20 protein-coding genes and 1 pseudogene are annotated in these 23,190 nt (G+C 69.1%); 16 read left to right on the top strand and 5 right to left on the bottom strand.

The features are described from left to right. Positions 1-70: 70 nt before the first annotated feature. Complete coding sequence (locus D5S19_RS12370; RefSeq protein ID WP_120023502.1) at positions 71-928, bottom strand: alpha/beta fold hydrolase; 858 nt, start codon at positions 926-928, stop codon at positions 71-73. After that, positions 925-1,395 (bottom strand): DUF1579 family protein, encoded by a 471-nt coding sequence (locus D5S19_RS12375; RefSeq protein ID WP_120023503.1) that lies wholly within the window; start codon positions 1,393-1,395, stop codon positions 925-927. Before D5S19_RS12375 ends, D5S19_RS12370 begins: the two co-directional genes overlap by 4 nt. 151 nt (positions 1,396-1,546) lie before the next feature. On the opposite strand from D5S19_RS12375, the gene D5S19_RS12380 reads away from it, so the two are divergent. From D5S19_RS12380 to D5S19_RS12405, 6 genes are all read left to right on the top strand, one after another. Continuing rightward, positions 1,547-1,972, top strand: coding sequence for a hypothetical protein (locus D5S19_RS12380; RefSeq protein ID WP_120023504.1), 426 nt, complete (start codon positions 1,547-1,549; stop codon positions 1,970-1,972). A 31-nt stretch (positions 1,973-2,003) separates the two neighbouring features. Then, on the top strand, positions 2,004-3,641 hold the full coding sequence (gene boxC / locus D5S19_RS12385; protein WP_120023505.1) for a 2,3-epoxybenzoyl-CoA dihydrolase: 1,638 nt from the start codon (positions 2,004-2,006) through the stop codon (positions 3,639-3,641). A gap of 4 nt (positions 3,642-3,645) precedes the next feature. Next, on the top strand, positions 3,646-5,067 hold the full coding sequence (gene boxB / locus D5S19_RS12390) for a benzoyl-CoA 2,3-epoxidase subunit BoxB (RefSeq protein WP_120023506.1): 1,422 nt from the start codon (positions 3,646-3,648) through the stop codon (positions 5,065-5,067). A gap of 10 nt (positions 5,068-5,077) precedes the next feature. Next, the gene (locus D5S19_RS12395) at positions 5,078-6,643 is read left to right on the top strand and encodes a benzoate-CoA ligase family protein (protein WP_120023507.1); all 1,566 of its coding nucleotides are present in this window, start codon (positions 5,078-5,080) and stop codon (positions 6,641-6,643) included. Beyond that, on the top strand, positions 6,640-7,494 hold the full coding sequence (locus tag D5S19_RS12400; protein ID WP_120023508.1) for an amidohydrolase family protein: 855 nt from the start codon (positions 6,640-6,642) through the stop codon (positions 7,492-7,494). Before D5S19_RS12395 ends, D5S19_RS12400 begins: the two co-directional genes overlap by 4 nt. 122 nt (positions 7,495-7,616) lie before the next feature. Continuing rightward, complete coding sequence (locus D5S19_RS12405) at positions 7,617-8,102, top strand: RNA polymerase sigma factor (RefSeq protein WP_098512909.1); 486 nt, start codon at positions 7,617-7,619, stop codon at positions 8,100-8,102. Positions 8,103-8,600: 498 nt separating this feature from the next. On the opposite strand, the gene D5S19_RS12410 is transcribed toward D5S19_RS12405, so the two are convergent. Further along, positions 8,601-9,053: a MarR family winged helix-turn-helix transcriptional regulator gene (locus tag D5S19_RS12410; RefSeq protein WP_233573858.1), complete on the bottom strand. Its 453-nt coding sequence runs from the start codon at positions 9,051-9,053 to the stop codon at positions 8,601-8,603. Positions 9,054-9,128: 75 nt separating this feature from the next. Between D5S19_RS12410 and D5S19_RS12415 the strand changes: the two are divergent. Beyond that, positions 9,129-9,266 (top strand): annotated as a pseudogene (locus D5S19_RS12415) (membrane dipeptidase); the annotation flags it as partial. Positions 9,267-9,313: 47 nt separating this feature from the next. Next, a complete protein-coding gene (locus D5S19_RS12420) occupies positions 9,314-9,703 on the top strand; it encodes a LapA family protein (protein WP_120023510.1) in 390 nt (129 codons plus the stop codon). 32 nt (positions 9,704-9,735) lie between these two features. On the opposite strand, the gene D5S19_RS12425 is transcribed toward D5S19_RS12420, so the two are convergent. Further along, entirely contained in the window at positions 9,736-10,506 is a 771-nt protein-coding gene (locus tag D5S19_RS12425) for a hypothetical protein (protein ID WP_120023547.1), read from the bottom strand. A gap of 87 nt (positions 10,507-10,593) precedes the next feature. On the opposite strand from D5S19_RS12425, the gene D5S19_RS12430 reads away from it, so the two are divergent. From D5S19_RS12430 to D5S19_RS12465, 8 genes are all read left to right on the top strand, one after another. Then, positions 10,594-11,385, top strand: coding sequence for an Abi-alpha family protein (locus D5S19_RS12430; protein ID WP_120023511.1), 792 nt, complete (start codon positions 10,594-10,596; stop codon positions 11,383-11,385). Between the two features lie 5 nt (positions 11,386-11,390). Beyond that, positions 11,391-12,635, top strand: a complete 1,245-nt coding sequence (locus D5S19_RS12435) for a DUF445 domain-containing protein (RefSeq protein ID WP_120023512.1) — start codon at positions 11,391-11,393, stop codon at positions 12,633-12,635. Positions 12,636-12,747: 112 nt separating this feature from the next. After that, positions 12,748-15,735 (top strand): DUF3376 domain-containing protein, encoded by a 2,988-nt coding sequence (locus D5S19_RS12440; protein ID WP_120023513.1) that lies wholly within the window; start codon positions 12,748-12,750, stop codon positions 15,733-15,735. 213 nt (positions 15,736-15,948) lie between these two features. After that, positions 15,949-16,449: a diaminobutyrate acetyltransferase gene (ectA, locus tag D5S19_RS12445; protein WP_199730460.1), complete on the top strand. Its 501-nt coding sequence runs from the start codon at positions 15,949-15,951 to the stop codon at positions 16,447-16,449. A 39-nt stretch (positions 16,450-16,488) separates the two neighbouring features. Next, positions 16,489-17,736 carry a diaminobutyrate--2-oxoglutarate transaminase gene (ectB, locus tag D5S19_RS12450; RefSeq protein ID WP_120023515.1) on the top strand — a complete coding sequence of 416 codons (1,248 nt, stop codon included), beginning with the start codon at positions 16,489-16,491 and terminating at the stop codon, positions 17,734-17,736. Between the two features lie 29 nt (positions 17,737-17,765). Continuing rightward, entirely contained in the window at positions 17,766-18,161 is a 396-nt protein-coding gene (locus D5S19_RS12455) for an ectoine synthase (protein ID WP_120023516.1), read from the top strand. Positions 18,162-18,223: 62 nt separating this feature from the next. Next, complete coding sequence (gene thpD / locus D5S19_RS12460) at positions 18,224-19,126, top strand: ectoine hydroxylase (protein ID WP_120023517.1); 903 nt, start codon at positions 18,224-18,226, stop codon at positions 19,124-19,126. Between the two features lie 364 nt (positions 19,127-19,490). After that, entirely contained in the window at positions 19,491-22,274 is a 2,784-nt protein-coding gene (locus D5S19_RS12465) for an AfsR/SARP family transcriptional regulator (protein ID WP_120023518.1), read from the top strand. 238 nt (positions 22,275-22,512) lie between these two features. Here the strand turns inward: D5S19_RS12465 and D5S19_RS12470 are convergent, their stop codons facing one another. Next, positions 22,513-23,088: a hypothetical protein gene (locus D5S19_RS12470; RefSeq protein ID WP_233573859.1), complete on the bottom strand. Its 576-nt coding sequence runs from the start codon at positions 23,086-23,088 to the stop codon at positions 22,513-22,515. Positions 23,089-23,190 lie beyond the last annotated feature (102 nt).

Raw genomic sequence — 23,190 nt, forward strand, 5'->3', positions numbered from 1 at the left:
TACCGGGAACGGTACGCCCACAGTCTCTCGCGTGCAAGAGGTTTTCCAGCGAGATAATCCTGGGTGACGGTCAGCGACCGGCGATCCGCTGGACGCCGGCGACCACTCGCGGCCACACCTGCGGCGGCAGATCGTGTCCCATCCCCGATATCAAGTCGAGGTCGGCACCCAGCGCCCGCGCGGTCGCCCGTCCACCGGACACGCGCACCAGCGGGTCTTTCGTGCCGTGCACCACCAACGCCGGCAGGGAAAGCCGGCGCAACCCGGCGGTGCGATCCGACGCGGAGAGGATGGCGCTGAGCTGCCGCGCCGCCCCGCTCGGGTTCACGCCCCGGTCGTACGTGCGCTCGGCACGTGCCCGCATGCGCTCCTCATCGAACGGATAGCCGGGCGAGCCGAGCATCCGGAACGTATTCAGCGCCCGCGTGACGTACTCCTCGCGGGTCCGCGCTGCCGGGGCGAGCATCGCTGCCGCGGCGCGGAAACTCGGCGTCCCCACGAACCGGGCTCCGGTGGTGGACATGATGGAGGTGAGCGACCGGACCCGATCGGGCCGACGGATCGCCAGCTCTTGCGCGACCATTCCGCCCATCGAGGCGCCGACGACGTGCGCCTGCTCGATGTCGAGCGCGTCGAGCAGGGCGGACGCGTCGTCCGCGAGGTCGCCGAGCGAATACGGCGCGGAATGAAGCAGCAGTGCCCGCGTGACGCTGGCTCGCCCGGACATCCACGACGAGCGCCCGACGTCGCGGTTGTCGAAGCGGATCACCCGGAACCCGGCTTCGGCGAACTGCACACAGAGCTCGTCGTCCCACCAGATCATCGGCGCGGCGAGGCCCATCACCAGCAGCAGCGGCGGGTCCGCGGGATCGCCGAACGTCTCGAAGCACAGCTTCAGGCCGTTCGCTTCGATCTGCTGCTCGGTCATCGCGTGGCCGTTTTCGTGTAGCGCGCCCGCAGGAACGGGCTGAATTCGAGGTCGTCGCCGAACCGCACATCGATCTCGTGGGTCAGGACGCCGCCATCCGGGGTCAGCCGGTGCTGCGCGACCCCGCGGTCGGTGTGCTTCTCCAGGTGCAGGGTGCCCTCGTGCCAGCTGCCGCGGGCGGGCGCGGCGGGTGGGAAACCGTAGCTGTCGAAGCCGTACCAGAGCGTCTCGCCGGTGTTCGGATCGACGGTGAAAACGTTGTGTCCCAACAGCTGTGAGCCGTCTTCGCGAGTCTGGACATAGTCCTGGACAAGTGCGAAACCATCGAGCGAGCAGCGGTAGTCGCAGGTGGCGGTGGCCGTCGAGGCGGGCGCCCACGGCGCTTCGGCCAGCTCTTCGGTGCCGGTCCATACGCCGGCGAAGGCGGTGAGAGCTTCGTGCTCCGGGCCGCGGGTGGGCAGATCCATCGGACTCCCTCCATTTCGACAGGCGCTCGACAGGCGCCTGTCCAAGGTGACATTAGCGAGTCGCTCCGGCGCTGATGCGTGTCTTGCCCGGGCCGGGCGAGGCGCGGTACCGTCGCTAGAGCGATCTATCAAATCGGCAAGGGGGCCCGTGATGGATGTGCTTCGCGAAAAGGGACTCGCACCGCTGCGGGCGATCCTGGCGTTCTCGGTGCTCAGCACCGGTTTTCACTACTGGCACATGGTCGCCCGGCCGCGGGCGTACCCGTCGATCCCCGGGCTCGACGAGACCGTCGGCCAGGTCGGGGTCGGCGCGGCCTGGGTCGTCTTCACCGTCATCGCGGTGCTCGGCTACCGCGCTTACCTGCGGGAACGCTATCGGCGCGCACTCGTGCTGCTGCTCGTCTACTCGCTTTCCGGGCTGGTCACGGCGGGGCATTTCCTGATCGGATTCCCCGATTTGCCACGAGTCTGGCTCATTCCGCTGGTCGGGGACACGGTGGCCGCCGTGGCGCTGTGGGCGTTCGTGAGCTGGGCCTGGGCGGCGTTCAACCGGGTACAAGTCTCTACACAACATTGACGCTCGTCGAGTTCGTGTAGACAATCGGAGGGTGACCACCACCACACCTGTCACCTTCGAGCGCCATCCGGACCACTACCGGCACTGGCGGCTGACCGTCGAAGGCGAGGTTGCCTGGCTCGAGATGGACGTCGATGCCGAAGGCGGGCTGGTGCCGGGGTACGAGCTGAAGCTGAACTCCTACGACCTCGGCGTCGACATCGAGTTCTACGACGCCACCCAGCGGCTGCGCTTCGAGTATCCGCAGGTGCGCGCGGTGATCGTGACCAGCGCCAAGGACAAGGTCTTCTGTGCCGGCGCGAACATCCGGATGCTGGCGACCTCGCCGCACGGGTGGAAGGTGAACTTCTGCAAGTTCACCAACGAGACCCGCAACGGGATGGAGGACGCCACCGAGTTCTCCGGCCAGACCTACCTGGCCGCGGTGAACGGCAGCTGCGCGGGCGGTGGCTACGAGATCGCGCTGGCCTGCGAGAAAATCCTGCTGGTGGACGACAATTCGGCCACGGTCGCGTTACCGGAGGTGCCTCTGCTCGGGGTGCTGCCGGGGACCGGCGGGCTGACCCGGCTGGTGGACAAACGCCGGGTCCGCCGCGACCTCGCGGACGTGTTCGCCACCCGGCCGGACGGGTTCAAGGGCCGGACCGCCCTCGACTGGCGGCTGGTGGACGAGCTGGTGCCGCGCGCCGGGTTCCGGGAAAAGGTGCTGGCCCGAGCGCGTGAACTGGCCGCCGAGTCCGGCCGGTTGCCCGCGGAGGAAGGTGTCGAGCTGACCCCGCTGGCCCCGGCGGTGACCGAGGAGGGCATCGAGTACCGGCACGTCCACGTCGTCTACGACCGGCCGAATTCGCTGGTCACCATCACCGTGCGCGGCCCGTCCGGCGAGCCTGGGCTTGACGGCTGGTTGCTGCGGCTGACGCGCGAACTCGACGACGCGATCCTGCGGCTGCGCACGAACGAACCGGACCTCGGCACCTGGGTGCTGCGCACGGCAGGCGATCCGGCGCAGGTGCTCGCGCACGAAGAGCCGGTGCTCATCGGGAAAGACTGGCTGAGCAACGAGATCCGGCACTATTTCAAGCGCACGCTGAAACGGCTGGACGTCACCAGCCGAACCTTGGTCGCGTTGATCGAGCCGGGCGGTTGTTTCGCCGGGACGCTGCTGGAGATCGCGCTCGCCGCCGATCGTCAGTACATGTTGGACGGTCCGCCGATCGACGACGAGGACTCGCCGGACCGTGCGTCGATCATGCTCTCCGAAGCCAACTTCGGTCTCTTCCCGATGGGAAATGGGCTGTCCCGGCTGCAATCCCGGTTCTACGGCGACGAGGACCACCTGGCGTGGCTCGCACGGGAACGCGGCCACGTACTCGGCGCCGCCGAGGCCGTGGAGCTGGGTCTGGTCACCGACGCGCCGGACGATCTCGATTGGACGGACGAGATCCGGCTCGCGCTGGAGGGCCGTGCCTCGCTGTCGCCGGACGCGCTCACCGGGATGGAGGCCAACCACCGTTTCGTCGGCCCGGAAACCCTGGAGACCAAGATCTTCGGGCGGCTCACCGCCTGGCAGAACTGGATTTTCACCCGGCCGAACGCCGCGGGTCCGGAGGGTGCGCTGCGGCGCTACGGCACCGGGCAGAAGGCGGTCTTCGACAGAAAGCGGGTCTGAACCGATGCCGGAAACAATCGACTACGACGCCAAGATCCCGAACAACGTGCATCTCGCCGACGACCGGCGGCTGCAGCGCGCGCTGGAGGGCTGGCAGCCGAAATTCCTGAACTGGTGGGGCGAGATGGGTCCGACGCTGGCGACCGAGGGCGTGTACCTGCGCACCGCGGTCAGCGTCGGCCGCGAGGGCTGGGCGCACTTCGACCACGTGAACGTGCCGGACTACCGGTGGGGAATCTTCCTCGCCGAACGGGATCCGGGCCGGCAGATCGCGTTCGGCGAGCACCAGGGCGAGCCGGTATGGCAGCAGGTGCCCGGCGAGTACCGGGCGGATCTGCAGCGGCTGATCGTGATCCAGGGCGACACCGAGCCGGCGTCGGTGGAGCAACAGCGGCTGCTCGGGCTGACCGCGCCTTCGTTGTATGACCTGAGGAACCTGTTCCAGGTCAATGTGGAGGAAGGCCGGCACCTGTGGGCGATGGTGTACCTGCTGCACGCCTATTTCGGCCGGGAGGGCCGGGACGAGGCCGAGGGGCTGCTGCTGCGCAACTCCGGCAGCCCGGACGCGCCGCGGATCCTCGGCGCGTTCAACGAGGAGACGGCGGACTGGCTGGCCTTCTACATGTTCACCTACTTCACCGACCGGGACGGCAAGTATCAGCTCGGCACGTTGAAGGAGAGTTCGTTCGACCCGTTGTCGCGAACATGTGAGTTCATGCTGAAGGAGGAGGCGCACCACATGATGGTGGGCACCACCGGCGTGGACCGGGTGGTGCAGCGCAGCGCCGAGCTGATCCACGAGCACGACACGTACGACGTCGCCGCGCACGGCGGAATTCCGCTCGAAGTGATGCAACGGTATCTGAACTTCCATTACACCGTTTCGCTGGACCTGTTCGGCAGCGAGACCTCCACCAACGCGGCCAACTATTACACCGCCGGGCTCAAAGGCCGCTGGCAGGAGACCCGGCGCAAGGACGATCACAAGCTCACCGACGACGCGCGAGTGCTGGACCGTCCGTGCGACGACGGCACCTGGACCACCGACGAACTGCAGGCGATCCTGCTGCTCAACCTCGATTTGCGCGCGGAGTACACCGCGGACTGCCAGACCGGGGTGAACCGCTGGAACAAGATCCTCTCCGACGCGGGCATCGACTTCCGGTTCCGGCTGCCACACCCTGGTTTCAATCGCGACGTGGGCATAAACTCCGGCCACCACGTGACTCCGGACGGCACGCTCGTCGACGAGGCCACGTGGGAGGCGGCCCGGCACCAATGGCTGCCGACGGCGGAGGACTTGACGTTCGTCCGCTCGCTCATGCACCCGGTGTACGAGCGGGGGAAGATCGCGAGCTGGGTCGCGCCGCCGCGGCAGGGCATCAACGGGAAGCCGTTCGACTACGAGTACGTGCACCTCACCTGAGGGGGACGCCATGACGGTTCCCGGGGGCTTCAACGCCGCGGAGTTCCTGCTCGCCCAGGGGCGACCGGACGCGGCCGCGGTGGTCTCAGCGCGGCGCACGCTGCGCTATGCCGAGCTTTCCGCGGAGGTGCGCCGGGTCGCCGCGGGATTGCGGAAGCTGGGGGTACGCCCCGAGGAACGCGTGATGTTCAGCATGGTCGACGACGTGGAGCTGCTGACCGGGATTCTCGGCGCGATGCTCGCCGGCGCGGTCGCCGTCCCGGTGTCCACTATGGTCACCGGGCTTGAGCTGGGAAAGGTGCTGGCGGATTCGCGGGCCAGGGTGCTGTGCGTGTCCGGGGAGTTCGCCGGGTCCGCGGCGGCCGCACTCACCAGCGCGCCCGAGGTCACCGACCTGGTACTGGACCGGGCGGATCCGGCCGCGTTCCCCTCCGGGCCGCGGGTGCACCGATGGGCCGAAGTGGCCACAGTGGACGAGCCTGTCGAGGTGTCTACTTGGGACGATTCACCCGCGTTGTGGCTGTACACTTCGGGCACCACCGGGCAGCCGAAGGGTGCGATGCATCGGCATGCTTCGATTCGCGCGATCTGCGAGACGTACGCACATCAGGTGCTGGACACCACGTCGTCGGACCGTTTTCTGTCCGTGCCGAAGCTTTTCTTCGCCTACGGGCTGGGGAACTCGGCGTTCTTCCCGCTCGCCGCGGGGGCCACCACCTTGCTGGAACCGGCTCGCCCGACGCCCGCGCTGTTCGCCGCGCGTGCCAAGGCGGATCGGCCGACGTTGTTCTTCGGGGTGCCGACGTTCTTCGCCGCGCTGCTGGCCAGCGATGTTCCGGATGATTCGTTTTCCTCGGTACGGTGCGCGATTTCGGCCGGTGAACCCTTGCCCGTGTCGTTGTTCAACCGGTTCCGTGCACGGTTCGGGGTGGAGATCCTGGACGGGATCGGATCGACCGAGGCGTTGCACATCTTCCTTTCGAACCGTCCGGATCTCGTCCGGCCGGGCAGTACCGGGGTGGCGGTGCCTGGGTATCGGATCCAGCTGCGAGACGAGCGGGGAGTGTCGATCGAGGAGGTGGGGAAGCCCGGCGAGCTGTACGTGTCCGGTCCGTCGATCGCGACCGGGTACTGGGCTCGGTATGCGGCCACGAAGCAGGTGTTTCAAGGAGAATGGCTGCGGACCGGGGACAGCTACGTCCGCAATTCCGATGGCACCTACACTTGTCTCGGCCGGTTCGGGGACATGCTGAAGGCAGGTGGGATCTGGGTGTCACCGTCCGAAGTGGAGGAACGCTTGCTGGAGCATCCCGCGGTGGCGGAGGTCGCGGTGGTGGCCGCGCCGGACGCCGACGGGCTGGACAAGCCGGTGGCGTGCGTGGTCGCCGCGCCGTCCTCGGCGGTGGCGGCCGAGGAGCTGATCGAGTTCTGCCGGTCCGGGCTCGCCGCGTTCAAACGGCCGCGTGCCGTGGTGGAGCTGGCGGAGCTGCCGAAAACCGCGACCGGGAAGATCCGCCGCAACGTGCTCCGTGAGCTGGTGCGGGAATCGCTGCAGCAGCCGCAGCCGCAATCATGATCGACGGTCACTTCGTGGTGGACGCCCACGTGCACACGCCGCGGCTGCCCACGCTCAAGCCGGCTTGGCTGGACTGGGCCCGCGATTACGCCGGGGACTACCCGTGGCGCACCGTCTATGACGAGGCCGGTTCGGTGATTCCGTCCGCAATGGACGATCTGATGGCGAGTGAAGGCGTTGACCGGGTGCTGCTGTTCTGCGAATACAGCCCGCGGACTACCGGAATCCAGTCCATTGAGGACAATCTGCCGCTGGTGGAGCGCAACCCGGAGCGTTTCCGGTTGGTGGCGAACGTGAACCCGCATCTGCACCACCCGCTGCGCGACGAGGTGCGACGACAGCTCGCCCTCGGCGCGGTGGCGTTGAAGATTCACCCGGTACACGGCGCGTTCTCCCCGGCGGACAAGGAGTTTTACCCGGTCTACGACCTGTGCGCCGACCGTGGCGTGCCGGTGATCCTCCATTCCGGACTGTCGGTTTTCCCCGGCTCTCGGTCGAGTTTCGGGGATCCGCAGCTATTGTCCGATGTGGTCGAAGACTTCCCTTCGGTGAATTTCGTTTTCGCTCACGGCGGCCGCGGCTGGTGGTACGACGTGGCCGCGTTCATGGCCCAGTCGAGGCCGAACGTGTGGCTGGACCTGGCCGGGCTGCCGCCGAAGAAGCTGCCGGAGTACTACGCCCGGTTCGATCTCGTGCGGCTGGCCCGGAAATGGGTTTTCGGCACCGATTGGCCGGGTGTCCCCGGCACCGCGGCGAACGTGCGTGCCGTCGCGGATCTCGGCCTGCCGGCGGAGGTCCTGAAGAACGTCCTGTCCGGCAATGCCGTGCGGTTGATGCCCGGCCTTTCCTGAGCCGTGAGCGGCCGCCTGGATACCATGATCACCTGATCTGGCGTTATGTCTGTTTTAGTGGATCCGTCCGCTCGTCCGCCTTCGTCAATGTCGGCAATGGCTTTCGACGAAGGGATCCCGGAATGCTGCATGACGACGAAGTTCGCAGATTCGGCTCACGCGTCGCCCGCGTACTCGCGACGACTCCGGGCTTCCGCACCGATGCCGAGGATGCCTGCCAGGCCGCGTGGCTGGAATTCCTGACCTGCCACAGCCAGATCCGAGACCGGGACCGCCTTGGCGCCTGGCTGACCACCGTCGCCCGCCGGCACGCGATTCGCGCCATGATCCGCCGAACGCGGGCCACCTACCTGCCCGCACCCGACGAACCGTCCCCCGAAACCACCCTGCTCGACGACGAACGAGCTGCCGCCCTGTGGTGCGCTGTGGCCGAACTTCCCGAACGCGCTCGGCGCCTGCTGTTGCTGATCGCCCACCACCCGGAACTGAAACCCGCCGAACTGGCCGCCGAGGTGGGCATTTCCCCGGCCAGCGTGAGCAAGCTGCGCCGCCGCTACCTGGACCAGGTCCGGCGGAAACTGGAGATCCAGGGATTTCACCATGCTTGATTTCGGGGTTCGTGGTGGGTGCTCGTGTGGATTTTTGTGCGGCTTTGGGGCTGTTGCTGCGGGTTGTTACTCACGTCCTGGAGGTGGTTTTTGCCGTGTCAGGCATTCCCGCACGGCCTTCCGGCGATGTCTCCTGCCGCGCGTGGCACTGACCCGCGCGTGGTTCCAACTTCAGGCGTCGCGCCTTCATGGACCTGCTGTTCAGGACGTCGATCCACAACTCCCGGCGGCTGTGGATCACCGGGTCTTTGGGCCAGGAACGCGGGGGGTGGGGCGGTACGCTGGAGGAGGGACGCCCCCGGGAGGGTGGGGGTTTGTCCGGGCGGGCGGAGAGCCGCGAGGCGCGCAATTGTCGATCGTGGGTGGCGGCGGGGTGGCGGCGTCCGTGACCCGTGGCCCCGCGACCGGTGTGGTCCGGCGGCGCCGCCGAGGACGTGGCGGAGTCCGCCGCCGCGAGGGCTGCAAAGTCACCCGATCGAGCCCGCGCTCAGGCGGGGGTCAGCCGTTCACCGACCGCAAGGTTCGCATGGCGTTGGCCAGGGCGGCGGCGTCCTCGCCGAGGGGGGTCAGGACGATGCGGCGCAGGATTTCCGCGCAGGCGGCTTTGGCTCGGGTCGCCACGTCGAGGCCGTGTTCGGTGAGGGCCGCGTAGGTGACTCGGCGGTCGTCGGGGCTGGGGATGCGGCAGAGGAGGTCGGCGGCGGCGAGGCGGTCGGCGACTTTGGTGAAACCGCCGCTGGACAGGGCTGCTTCGGTGGCGAGCCGGGTCATCGGCATGCGGTGTTCCGGTGAGCGCACCAGGCGCATCAGGATGTCGAACGAAGCGGGAGCCAGGTCGAATCGGGCGGCCAGTTCGGTCATCAGGGTGTCCTGGGTGGCCAGGTAGCCCTCGATCACCAGGCCCCACCAGGTCACGATCTCATCGTCGTCGGTGTGTGGATCGGCTGTCACCAGGCGAAGTCTACCGCATAACTCTCTCCCGAATATATCTTTCATAGAAGATGTTATCCTGGAAGCAAGCCTGCGGAAGGGTTGGAGGACGTGTCCGAGTACCCGGTGCTGTTCGCCGCGTTGATGGCTCGCGGCTGGAGTGACGAGGACTGCGCGAAACTGGCCGGGCAGAACACGCTGCGCGTACTGCGGGACACCGACCTCACCCGTTAGGAGGACACGAACCGGCGAAACCTCGCGCGCGGGCGGACAATCGTGGTATGTCGCACGCGCGAGGCGACGACCCTGGCCGGGTCGCGAAATCGGAGACTCCCGAGGTGCCCGGTGCGCCCGGACCGGCTGGTTCCGGCCCTGGTCCGGGTTCAGCTGAGCTGCCCCCGCGGGCCAAGGCGCGCAAGCTCAAGCCCACTCGAATCAGCGGCACCTGGATCGCGGTGATCGTCGCGATCGCCGTGCTGGCACTGCTGTTGATCTTCATCCTGCAGAACCTCGACCCGGCGACCGTGAACTTCCTCGGCGCCGCCGGCAGCATGCCCCTCGCGGTGGCGATGCTGTTCGCCGCCATCGCCGGCGCCGCCTTGGTCGCCCTGGTCGGCGGCGCACGCATCCTGCAATTACGCAAACAGGCCCGGCGACGACACCGCCGCTGACCGGCAAGGCTGTGAAGGGTCCCTTCACGGACTCAGAGTCCGTGAAGGGACCCTTCACAGCCCTTCAGCGCGAGAACAGCGGCTGCCGCGGCGGGGGAGCCGGTGGTCTGGATACGGTCACCGACCGTCGTCCCGGTGCAATGGCGCCAGAGCGCGTCTGCGTCGGTGGACAGGGTCGCCAGCGGCGAGCGGGACGTGGCGGCCCCTGGAGCGATCGTCCAGCCGTCAGAGGTCGCCCGCGCGGTCCACTGGCCGGCATCGGTCACGCGGCAAGCCACCTGACGGCCGGGGCGAGCAGTGATCTCTCGCAAAGCCGACGGCAGGCCGCGCAGCAACGTATCCACGACCGGGGTCCGGAATTCCGGCTCATCCAGCAATGGGGCATCCACCGCCTCGCGGATCTGCTGCTGCCGCATCCAAGACCACGAGTAGTCGCGCGCCAGGACCAGCCAGGCCGGCACATCCTCCACCAGTTCGTCCGCGTCTCGGTGCTTCCACAGATCGGTCAGCTGCGCGGTGCTGTCCACGAGCATCGAGAACAGGACTTCCGGCGACAGGCGGCTCACCGCGGGCAGCCAGTGCCCGGCGAAACCGTCTCCCGGCGGATGATCGTCGCGGACGCGGGACAAACGGATGAGTTTCGCCCCCAGGATCCGGGCTGCCAGCTCGTGCACGGTCGCCCCGGCGGCCGGGGTGGCCCAGTCGTCGCGGCTCAGGCCGGACAGGACGGCGACCAGTGCCTGCTCCTCCCTGGCCAGCAGGGGCAGCACGTCGATCGGCGGGCCCCACGGTGACGTGGTCATGCCGGACATCCAACACGGTCGCCGTTCCGGGGCGGTTCCGGCTACCCGCAGGTAGCATCAGCGCGGACTGCGAGAAGGAGCACGACCGTGGACTACCAGCGACCGAACGGCCGGGCCACGGCCGAGGACGTGGCCAACCTGGCTCGCCGGGCCGGGAAACTGGCGGGCTGGGCGGCGCGCACCGGCTTCGAGCTGACCAGGAAGCTGCCCGGCATCGACACCGCCGAGCGTGGCCTGCGCCAGGTCGAGCGCGGTCTGCTGAGCGAACTTCGCCGGCGCCTCGACGAGGTCGACGACCCGTATCACGCGGCGCTCGCCGCCGCCTCGGCGATGAACCGGTCCGATTCCGCGGGCCGTGTCGTGGAGGCCTCGGTGATGCTTGTGCCTTCCCGCGAACGCACGGAACCGCTGCGTGCCGCGATGGCCGAATTGCTCAACCATTCCATCGGCTTCGGCCGCGACCGGGCTCGCGAATATCTCTACGCGATCATCCTCCGCCAGCTCACCCCGGACGAAGCACGCATCCTCGCCGCGCTGTCGGACGGTTCGCCGTTTCCCGCGGTCGACGTCGCCGAGCGCACCGGGATCGGGGGCACCGGCCGGACGGTGCTGCGTAACGCGTCCACAGTCGGCAAGGCGGCCGGGGTCGCGCTGCCGGACCAGGTACCCGCCTACATGACCCGGCTGATCGGGCTCGGCTTGGTCGATCTCGACGAGGAGGTACCCGCGCTGGAGACCCAGTACGAGATCCTGCTGACCGACGAGACCGTGCGCGCGGCCGAGGAACAGGTCAAGCGCTGCAAGGTGATCCGCCGGACGGTGCACATCTCCCGGTTCGGCGCGCAGTTCTGGCACGCCTGCGACCCGAGCCTGGGCTGAGGCCGATGGGCGCGTTCCTCGCCGGCGTGCTCGACGACTTCGCCCGGCACTGGCCGCTCTACGTTTCGATCCCGGTCGTCGCCGCGCTGATCGGCTATGGCACCAAGGTGGTCGCCATCCGGATGATGTTCGCGCCGGTCGAGTTCATCGGCATCAAGCCGTTCCTCGGCTGGCAGGGCATCGTGCCCAAACGGGCCGCTCGGATGGCCGGCATCGCCTGCGACACGATGACCGAGCAGCTGATCGAACCGGCCGAGGTGATCGACCGCCTGGACGCCCGGCGGATCGCCAAGGAGATCGAAGAGCCGATGCTCGCCGCGGTCGAGGACATCGTGCGCGAGGTCGCCGGGCAGTACCAGGCGCAGCTGTGGGAATCGTTGCCGGACCAGGCGCAGCGGCTGGTGATCCAGCGGGTGCAGGCCGAGGCGCCGCGGATGATCGACGCCGTGCTGGCCCTGATCCGGTCCGATGTGGACAGCGTGTTCGACCTCAAGGGCATGGTGGTCACCAGCCTGGTCAAGGACAAGCGGCTGCTGAACCGGATCTTCCAGGAGGCCGGCGACCAGGAGTTCAAGTTCATCGCACGCTCGGGGCTGGTCTTCGGCGGGCTGATCGGGGTGATCCAGATGATCGCCTGGGTGCTGTTCAAGTTCCCGCCGATCATGCCGGTGTTCGGTTTGTTCACCGGCTGGTTCACCGACTGGCTCGCGCTGCGGATGATCTTCTACCCGATCGAGCCGAGGAAGTACTTCGGCATCACCTGGCAGGGCCTGTTCCTCAAGCGCCGGGCCGAGGTCGCCGAGGCCTACGGTGCGCTGATCGCCAAGGAGATCATCACCCCGCACAACGTGATCGAGGCAGTGCTGCGCGGCCCGCTTTCGGACCGGGTGCTCGCGCTGATCCAGCGGCAGCTGGACATCGAGCTGGGCCGGGCGGGCACGCTGGCCAAACCGCTGCTGGTGCTCGCCATCGGCAGCCGCCACTACCAGGACATGAAACTGGCCATTTCGGAGCAGATCATGGCCCGGCTGCCGGAGACCATGAGCTATCTGGAGGAGTACGCCACCGACGCGATGGACATCCGGAATGTCTTGGTGAGCAAGATGAAGGAACTGTCCCCACAGGAATTCGAGCAGCTGCTGCGCCCGGCCTTCCAGCAGGACGAGTGGATCCTGATCGCGACCGGCGCGGTGCTCGGCTTCGCCGTCGGCGAGGCCCAGGTGCTCCTGCTGGAGCACCTCGCCGCCTGACCCGCGCCGCAGGGCTGTGAAGGGTCCCTTCACAGCCTCAGCGTCCGTGAAGGTGCCCTTCACGGACTTGGGCTCTTGTGGGGTGCCGCCGCGGCCGAGGACACTGACCGTCATGGGTGACTCGGGGGTGCCGTGGCCGCAGGAGATCCGGATCGCGATGTCCATGGTCGGGGGGTCCAGCCTCGCCGTGTGGATGGGCGGAATCGCCACCGAGACGTCCGCGCTGCTGACCGCCTCCCGCACCGCCGGGCAGCGCGGCGGTTACCGGCAGGTGCTCGATCTGCTGCACGCGACGGTGAGCCTCGACGTGCTGACCGGGACGAGCGCGGGCGGGATCAACGCGGCCTGCCTCGGCCTCGCCGAGGCCTACCGCTCCAGCCCCGCGATGCTGCGGGACACCTGGCTCAGCGTGGGTTCGCTGGAGAACCTCATCCGCGATCCGGGGGAGGCGCGGCCACGGTCCCTGCTGGACGGCGACCGCGTGCTGCTCGGTGAACTGGAGCGGTCGCTGCACGACATCACCGGGGCCGGGGTCGTCCCCGCGGAGCCGCCGGACGTCACCGTGCTGCTCACCGGGAGCATGATCGACGGCGAGACCACCCGCTATGACGACGCGCTCGGCAACCTGGTGCGCGACACCGAACACCGCATGCTGTACCGGTTCGACGGTCCACTGTGGAACAACCAGGTGCACGGACCGCTGGCGCTGGCCGCACGCTCCAGCGCCTCGTTCCCCGGCGCGTTCGAGCTGTCGCGCACGCCGATCGGCGCCGAGGCGGCCGACCGGACGCACCCGGACATGACCGATTACACCGAACTGGTGCGCTCGCACTGGATCACCGACGGCGGCGTGCTGGTCAACAAGCCGCTCGGGCCGGCGCTGGAGGAGATCTTCGAACGATCCTCCTCCTCGGACGTGCGGCGGCTGCTGCTCTACGTGGTGCCCGCGGTGGACGGGGACGCCGCGGAGGTGCCGTGCGATCCGGCCGCCCCGCCGTTGCTCGGTTCGGCGCTGGCGAAGGTGCTCTCCACCGTGCTCAGCCAGACCATCAGCACCGAACTCGACGAACTCACCCGGCACAACGAATCCGTGGTCCGGGCCCGGGACACCCGGGTGTCGCTGGCCTCGTTCGGGGTGCGCTGCGGGGAACTGGTGGACGAACGGGTGCTGCGTGCCTTCCGGCAGCGGCGGGTGGCCGAGGACGCCGCGGATCTGGTCCGGGCCGCCGGCCGCCGGTATGCACTGTCTGAAAAGGACAGTGGGTGGGCGACCGGGATGTCCGCCCGGCTGTTCGACATCGCCGCGGACGGGCTTCGCCACGGCATACCCGACACGATGCCCGCGGACGCCTGCCCGGCCGTCGAGATGGCGCGCTACCGCACGACCGCGCTGGACGATTCGGTCGCCACCGGCCTGCAGCTGATCAACGCCGGGTTCCGGCTGGTCCCGGACACCGGGCAGGCCGAACAGCTCAACGCGGCACGGGCGCGGCTGCACGAGGCCCGCAAAGCCGCCGCCCGTGGCGTGCGGCTGTCCGCGTGGGTGGCCCGCCACGATCCACCTGCCGCGGGCATCAGCCTCCCGGACTGGATCGCGCGGCTCGCCCGGGAATGGGCAGAGCTGGGCGTTTCGGAGGACCTGCGCGAAGCGTGGCCGAAGCTCGTCGCCGCGCTGCGCTCCGCCGCCCCGGTGCTGCGGACACTGGCGGGGGAGGAAGGCCGCTCGAAGGACGCGGCGGACATCGTCGCGACGTTGCTGGACTGGTTCGAACTCGACGATCGCGCGCCGTCCGACGAGGTGGTGCAGTCCCGACTGCTCCTGCTGCACGTGGCGACCCGCGGGCTGCTCGCCGAAGCGCCTTCGGTGGACCAGCGGGTGGATCTGGTGCAGGTCAGCGCGGACACCAGAACGCTGCTGGACCTGTCCCGGACACGGTGCAAGGACAAGCTGACCGGCACGCAGGCGAGCAATTTCGGCGCGTTCTACAAATCCTCGTGGCGGGCCAGCGACTGGATGTGGGGCCGGATCGACGGATCGGGCTGGCTGATGCAGTGCCTGCTCGACCCGGTCCGCCTGAAGATGCTGCGGGACACGCTCGGCCGGGAGCAGTTCCGCGAGCAGGTCCGCGCCACCTTCACCGCGATCGGCTGGCAGCCGCCGAGCGCGGCCGACAACCCGGTGGCGGGCGAGCTGCCCGGCCTGCTCGCGCAGCTGGGTGAGGAGCTGGCGTTCCTCGGTCTCGACACCGCGCTGGAGCCGGTCGATTTCGGCGAGGACCTGCCGTCCTCCCTCCCCGTGACCGCGATGGTGCTGGCCCGCGCCAGGCAGGCGGAGATCGCCCGCGAAGAGCTGCCCACGGTGGCGAAGCAGGCGGGGAAAGACGCCGCGGAAGGAAATGGGAAACCGTCCGAAAGCTTCCGGAAATTAATGGCGGCGCGGCCCCTGAAAAACGATCCGGAAGAATCCGGGGTGGTCGCGAATTCGGCCGCGCAACGTGCTTTTCAGGCCTGCCGGATATCCGCGGAACGGTTCGACGGCGAACTCGGCTCGATGCTGCTCACGAAAACGCTGGTCAAGGCCGGCGCCGCCGGGCTGAACGCGGCGGCCACCGCCACCCGGGTGCCGAAGACCCTGCGACCCGCGGCGAAGTTCGCGCGGACCAGCGGGCGCAGCGCGTGGTGGGTGACGCAGGGCGCGACCCGGCTCGGCCGGCCGTGGAACCTCCTCGTCGGGGCGATCACCGTGGTCGCGGGGCTCGTGCTCAGTGGTGAAGGCGGCGCGGTCCTGCAGTGGGTCGGGCTGCCGGTGGCCGCGGGGGCGCTGGTGTTCCTGCTGGTGAGCTTGCTGACGCTGCGGCGCACGTGGCGCATGGTGCTCACGGTGCTTGCGGTGCTCGTCGTGGCCGGCCTGCTGTTCGCCGCGTTCCTGCCGCCGCTGGCGCACCCGCTGTTCGGCTGGCTGGGCTCGGTCGTCGAGGGCTGGCGCCAGGGACAGGCTCCGGTGTGGTGGCTCGTCGTGGTGCTGCTGCTCGTCCTGCCCGCGGCCTCGACCCCGCTCGCCGCGGCCGGCCGGCGCATCCGCCCAGGTCGGCGGCGGTGAAGTTGCGCCGGAGCGGAAGACAAAGCATCGTCGGGGGCGACACGGCCGCTCACTATGGGTGAGCGGCCCAGCCGCAGGTCATTCCCCGGATGGCGGTAGCTCAAACCTTTTTGTGGTCCTGATCACCGGTGAATCCGCGTCCTCGCAGGTGGGCGGGGTGCGAGCGGCGTGCGTCGCTGGCAGGGTGAAAATTCTCTGTTACGTTTCCTAAGTATGTCCGGAAAGCACTTGATCGAATCGCCGACCAAGGCCGATGGCGCCGCGCTTTGGCGAATCGCGCGCGATTCGCAGAAGCTGGATCTCAACACCCCGTACGCGTACCTGTTGTGGTGCCGGGATTTCGCCGAGAGTTCCGTGGTGGCCAAGGTGGACGGCGAAGCGGTGGGATTCGTGATCGCTTACCGGAGGCCCTCGGAGCCCGCCGCGGCGCTCGTCTGGCAGGTCGCGGTCGACGCCTCGCAGCGGGGGAAGGGCCTGGCCGGGCAGCTGCTGGACGCGCTGTTCACGCGGCTGTCCGCGGACGGGGTGCGGTATCTGGAGACCACCATCACCCCGGACAACGAGGCGTCCATCCGGCTGTTCTCGTCGTTCGCGAAGCGCTGGAACGCGGCACTGGAGTCGCGCCGGCTGTTCGAGTCCGCGGATTTTCCGGACGGCGGGGGCGGGCACGAGCCCGAGGACCTCTACCGCATCGGACCGTTGCTGCGTAACTGATCCGTCAATTTCGCCGAGTAGGAGCGAAAGAACAACGTCATGAGCATCTTCGAAGAGCTCGAATCGGAAGTCCGCAGCTACAGCAGAGGGTGGCCGGTCGTGTTCGACCGGGCACAGGGCAGCTGGCTCTACCGCGAGGACGGCAAGCCCTATCTCGACTTCTTCGCCGGCGCTGGCGCGCTCAACTACGGGCACAACAACCCGGCGCTCAAACAAGCCCTGATCGACTATCTGCAGCGCGACGGGGTCACCCACGCGCTGGACATGTTCACCGCGGCCAAACGGGATTTCCTGGAAACTTTCAAGGAAAAGATCCTCGGCCCGCGCGAGCTGGACTACAAGATCGTCTTCCCCGGCCCCGGGGGCGCCAACGCGGTGGAAGCCGCGCTGAAGCTGGCCCGCAAGGTGACCGGCAAGGAAGCGGTCATCAACTTCACCAACGCCTTCCACGGGATGACGCTGGGCGCGCTGTCGGTGACCGGCAATTCGATGAAGCGCGGCGGGGCCGGTGTCCCGCTGGTACACGCCACGCCGATGCCCTACGACCAGTACTTCGACGGCGCGTTCCCGGACTTCCTCTACTTCGAGAAGCTGCTGGAGGACTCCGGCAGCGGCTTGAACGAACCGGCCGCGGTGATCGTCGAAGGCGTGCAGGGCGAGGGCGGGATCAACGCCGCGCGCCTGGAATGGCTGCGCGGTCTCGACGACCTGTGCAAGCGGCACGACATCCTGCTCATCCTTGACGACGTGCAGATGGGCTGCGGCCGCACCGGGCCGTTCTTCAGCTTCGAGGACGCGGGCATCAAGCCCGACATGATCTGCCTGTCCAAGTCCATCGGCGGGTACGGCATCCCGATGGCGCTCACGCTGATCAAGCCCGAGCTGGACGTGTGGGAGCCGGGTGAGCACAACGGCACCTTCCGCGGGATCAGCCCGGCGTTCGTCACCGCGGCCGAGGCGCTGCGCGTGTACTGGAGCGACGACGAGCTGGAGAAGTCCACGACGGCCAAGGGCGAGCGCGTCGCCGAGGCCTTCGCCGGCCTGATCAAGCGCTACCCCGAAGCCAACCTGGTCGCCAAGGGCCGCGGCCTCGCCCGCGGGATGGAGTTCGCGGACGGCAAGCTGGCCGGCGCGGTCTGCAAGGAAGCCTTCGACCGCGGTCTGCTGATGGAGACCTCCGGTCCGGACGGCGAGGTGATGAAGCTGCTGCCGCCGCTTACCCTCACCGATGACGAACTCGGCACGGGCCTGTCGATCATCGACGAGTCCGTCGCCGCCGTCCTCTGATACCCCAGTTTTCCGACAAGGAGCCGATTTTGCTGGTCCGCACGCTCGACGAGATCACCGACACCGACGCCGACATCAAGACCCCCAACTGGCGGAGCAAGCGCATCATCCTCGCCAAGGAGGGCGTCGGCTTCTCGGTGCACGAGACCACGCTGTACGCGGGCACGGTCAACGACTTCTGGTACGCCAACCACATCGAGGCCGTTTTCATCACTTCGGGTGAAGGCGAGATCGAGGACCTGGCGACCGGCGAGGTGCACCAGCTCAAGCCCGGTTCGCTGTACCTGCTCAACGACCACGACAAGCACCAGGTCCGCCCGCGCACCGAGATGAAGACGGTGTGCGTGTTCAACCCGCCGGTCACCGGCCGCGAGGTGCACGACGAGAACGGGGTGTACCCCCTGGTCACCGAAGAGACCGCCTGAGAGTTTCCCCGGCCGCCGCTCCCACCACCGGATCGAGGGGAACCGCCCGAAGGAGGCATGCTGTGACGCTGATGGACACCCGGGTCGACGACGGATATCCGACCCGGATCACCGGCACGCCGGAAAGACTTCCGCGCGTGCATCCGACGGTGTGGGGCACCGAGGCCGAAGGCCCGCTCGACGCCGCGACACTGGCCGCCCACGACGCCAAGGGCTACACGGTGATCGAGGGCATGCTGTCCCCCGGCGAGGTCCAGACCTACTGGCAGGAGCTGGTCCGGCTGTCCTCGAAAGAGGTGGCGGCCGGGGACGAACGGGTGATCACCGAGGCGCGCACCGGGGAGGTCCGGTCGGTCTTCGACGTGCACGAGACCTCCGAGCTGATCGCCGAACTGGTGCGCGACCCACGCGTGCTCGACCGGGCCCGGCAGCTGCTCGGCTCGGAGGTCTACGTGCACCAGAGCCGGATCAACTACATGCCGGGGTTCAAGGGCACCGGCTTCTACTGGCACTCGGACTTCGAGACCTGGCACGCCGAGGACGGGATGCCGGTCCCGCGCGCGGTCAGCTGCTCGATCGCGCTCACCGACAACTACGTGTTCAACGGCGGGCTGATGGTCATGCCGGGCTCCCAGCGCACCTTCGTGCAGTGCGCGGGCGAGACCCCGGAGGACAACTACCGCAGCTCGCTCAAGGACCAGCGGGTCGGGGTGCCGGGCGAGGACGACATCGTCGCGCTGGCCGCCGAGCACGGGATCGACCAGTTCACCGGCGCGGCCGGGTCCGCGCTCTGGTTCGACTCGAACATCATGCACGGCTCGTCGAACAACATCACCCCGTACCCACGGTCGAACATCTTCCTGGTCTTCAACAGCGTGGAGAACCCGCTGCGGGAGCCGTTCGCGGCCAGCGCGCCGCGGCCCTCGTTCATCGCGGGGCGGGACAGCACGCCGGTCACACGGTGACCAGCGCCACGGTGGCCCTGCGGTGGGTCGCCGGTAGCGGGGAATGTGCTCCCTGTTACGTTGACCGCACTCGCTTCGGTGCCGGTGGGCTCCGGAGCGGAGCAAGGTTGCCTTTCGCGGCCCGGGTTCTTCGCTCGGGGTGAGCCCACCCGTGCCACGGGGCAGCCGGAGATCGGGTGGACCGCGCCCCCTGGCGGCCCGGCCGATGTTCACCGAGCCCGGCCCCGCGCCATCAGATCGGGACTGATGACGCGGAGCCGGGCTCGTTTGTCCTCCACGCCCGCAGAGCCGGTGCTCCCCGGGCGAGCGCGCCCGGTACCTTGATCACTCCGGCTGGGGACGAGCCTGGGAGGTGCGCGCGAGCATGGCCGATGCCGGCGCCCGGATCGAACTGCTCGGTCCGGTGCGGTTGCTCGACGGCGACCGGGTCGTCCCGATCGGCGGTCCCGGGGTCAAGGGACTGCTCGCGCTGCTCGCCCTGCGGGTGGGCAAGGTCGTTCCGCTCGAAGAGATCATCGACGCGCTGTGGGGCCACGATCCGCCCGCCACCGCCCGGACCATCGTGCAGGGCAACGTTTCGCACCTCCGGCGGATCCTGCGGCAGTTCGGCGACGGCTCGGTGACGGAGATCCGCACCAGCCCGCCCGGCTACCAGCTCGCCGCCGAACCGGAACGGATCGACGTGCACCACGCACGGGCGTTGTTCGACCGGGCCGTGCCCGCCCCGCCCGAACGAGCCGCCGCGCTGCTGGCCGAAGCACTCGCGCTGTGGCAGGGCCCGGCGTTGTCCGGAGTGCCGGATTCGGTGCGTGCGCCGGAATTGGCGGAGCTGCGGCTGGCGATCCACGGCGCCCGGGTGGACGCGGACCTGGCGCTGGGCCGGTACAGCGAACTGATCGTGGAGCTGAGCCCCATCGTGCGGGGCGACCCGCTGGCCGAACGGACCGCGGCTCAGCTGATGCGTGCGCTCTACCACGCCGGCCGCCGTGGCGAGGCGCTTGAGCTGTACCGCACGGTTTCCCGCGCCACCCTCCGCGCGCTGGGCATGGAACCAGGCGCGGATCTGCGGTGGCTGCACGAACGGGTGCTCCACGACGACCTCCCGGCCCGGGAACACGCGATGCCACCGTCGGGTGCCGCGCCGTCGCAGCTGCCGCCCGCGTTGCCTGCGCTCGCCGGACGGTCGGCCGACCTGGCGTGGCTGGACGGGCTGTCCGGCGGCGTGGCCGTGGTGTCCGGGACAGCCGGAGTCGGCAAGAGCGCGCTGGTGCTCTGGTGGGCACACCGGGCGGCGCCGCACTTTCCGGACGGGGTGCTGTTCGCATCCCTGCACGGCTTCGATCCGCACCACCCGCCGGTGGCGCCGGGCGATCTGCTGGCTCAGTTCCTGCTCGGGCTCGGGGTGCCCGCCGACGAGGTGCCCGAGGCGCTGCACGAGCGGACCGCGCTGTACCGCTCGTCGATCGCCGGCCGCCGGATGCTCGTGGTGCTCGATGACGCGCGCTCGGCCGAGCAGGTGCGGCCGCTGCTGCCGCCGGGGGCGGGCTCGCGCACGGTGGTCACCAGCCGGTCGCGGATGGAGGGACTGGCCGTGTCCGACGCGGCGCAGCTGCGGGTGCTCGGCACGCTCGAACCGGCGGACGCGGTCCAGGTGATCGAGGAGCTGGCCGGACCGGCGGACTTCGACCTCAACCACGCGCTCGCCCGGTTGTGCGGCTACCTCCCGCTCGCCCTGCGGATCGCCGGCGCCCGGCTCGCTGCCAGTCCACAGTGGACTATCGAGGGATTGGTGGCGGAGCTGGGCAACGAACGCACCCGCCTGGCCGCGCTGGACGTGACTGGCGCCGAGGACGACGGGGTACGCGCGGCCTTCGACGTCTCGTTCCGCAGACTGCCCTCCGAGCTTGCGCGCACGCTGGTACGGCTCGGCGCGGTCCCCGGCCGGCAATTCGGGCCGTACCTGGCCGCGGCGGTCGCGGAGATCCCGGTCACGCAGGCTCGGCGCGAGCTGCGCACGCTCGCCGCGCACAGCCTGCTGACCGAGACCGCCCGTGACGTCTTCGCACCGCACGATCTCGTCCGGCTGTACCTACGCGAGCTGGCGGAAACGGAGTTGTCCGGCCAAGAGCGGGCCATGGTCCTCGATCGGGCGGTGCGCTACCACCAGGCCGCTTCGGACACCGCGCGGCGGCGGATGCTGCGGATCGTCGACCCGCTCGACTTCACCGGTCTCGTACCGTCCGACGGGCTGCCTCCGTTGCGCACGTTCGATGAGGCGCAGGACTGGTTCGCCGCGGAATGGCCGACGCTGCTGGCGGTTTTGAAAGCCGCGTACGCCGAAGCGCGGTACGCCGAAGTGTGGCGGCTGGCGCGAGTGGCGCACACCTACCGCGTGGTGTGCCCGCTGTACGAGGACTGGCTGCAGCTGGTCGATCTCGGGCTGGCCGCCGCCGAGGCTGCGGATGAACCGCTCGGGCAGTGCTGGATGCTCATCTCGCGGTGTGCGATCGCGCTGACTTTCGAGCTGTCCCAAGGCAGTCTCGCGGACGCCGAACGGGCGGTGGAGCTGGCGGGCGAGCTGCCGGAGTCTCGTTCGCTCGCCGTGGCGCGGATCCACCTCGGCAGTGTGCTGACCCTGCTCGGCCGCTACGCGGAGGCGACCGCCTGCCTGCTGGAAACGGCCGCCGAGGCCGAGCAGGCCGGTGATCTGGAGCTGCGGGGGCAGGCGCTGAACAACTGCGCCGAAACCGAGAAGCGCGCCGGCCGCCCGGTCGAGGCAATCGGCCACGAACTGGCCTCCCTGGAGATCGACCGCGAACTCGGCGACGACAGCTACGCCGTGGTCTCCATGAACAACCTTGCCGAGCTGTACCTGGACATCGGAGAACTGGACACCGCGGAACGCTATGCGACAGAGGCGGTCTCGCTGGCCGTCACCCGGCAGTTCGAACTGCAGGAAGGCATCCTGCGCGTCACGCTGGCCCGGATCCTGCAGGCGAAACTCGCGCTCGAACCGGCCCGCGCGGAGTACGACCGCGCGATCGCGCTGTACGAGCGGATGCACCCACGTCGGCTCGAAGCGCTGCGGAAGGAGGCGGCGGCGCTGGGCCAGTGCCTTTCCGAGCCTCCGCCGCCCGTGCCGCAATGAGGATGTTTTCGCAGGTCAGCTCTACTACGGCGGGGCATCCTTAGTGAGTTCTTAGCGGCCCGTCGCCGCGCCCAAGTAGGGTCGGCCGGGTCGCTGGTGGAGCCCTCGGGGAGGGGCAGGCTGGGAAACCGGCGACGGGTCCGCGCGCGAGCGGACGGGCCCGCAGAACCGCGGGGAGCGGTTCGGTGGCGGTTGGCCGGCCGAGATGGGGGCGAGGCCGGCCGGCCGCCAGGCGGGATCAGCTGACGTTGGCCGTGCAGAGCGCGATCGTCGTCCCGCTGTTCTGGGCGACCGTCTTGCCGTCGACCACGATCGCGCACCTGATCTCGTTCGTCACGCCGGCGTTGGTGGTGTCCGCGGTGAGCGTGAGGGTCGGCGTGCCGCCGTCGTAGGAGGCGCGTCCGTGCCACTGGTCGGTGCTGGCCGGGGCGGCATCGGTGCGCTGAGAGTCCAGCGTGCCGTAGCGCACGATCGCCCCGCCGGCCGAGGTCACCACGAAATCGACCGAGTGGGCGTCCTTGGTGACCGGCGGGATGTGCAGCTCACTGGACCGCGAGATACCGAACGCGGACGGGTACAGCAGGATCGCGCCGTAGAGCAGCGCGGCCAGCACCGAGACGACCACCCCGATCGACGCGATACCCCGGCCGCGCATCCGGCCGCGCACGGCCAGCACCACCCCGGCGATCCCGGCCACCAGCCCGATTCCGGCCAGCAGCCAGGCGAAGTACCCCTGCTCGTGCAGGAACGCCACACCGGCCGCGGCCAGCCCGCAGACCACCGAGAGGACGCCGAGCAGGCTGGCCTGGCGCATTCCTTGCGGTGGGTTGCCGGTGTTGCCCGGTGGCGTGGCTGGGCCGTGGGATGCCGGTGGTGGGTTCCTGCGCGGTGGCGCGCCCATTTCGCGTGCCGCACC

This window comes from Amycolatopsis panacis, from assembly GCF_003600245.1.
Lineage (GTDB): Bacteria > Actinomycetota > Actinomycetes > Mycobacteriales > Pseudonocardiaceae > Amycolatopsis > Amycolatopsis sulphurea.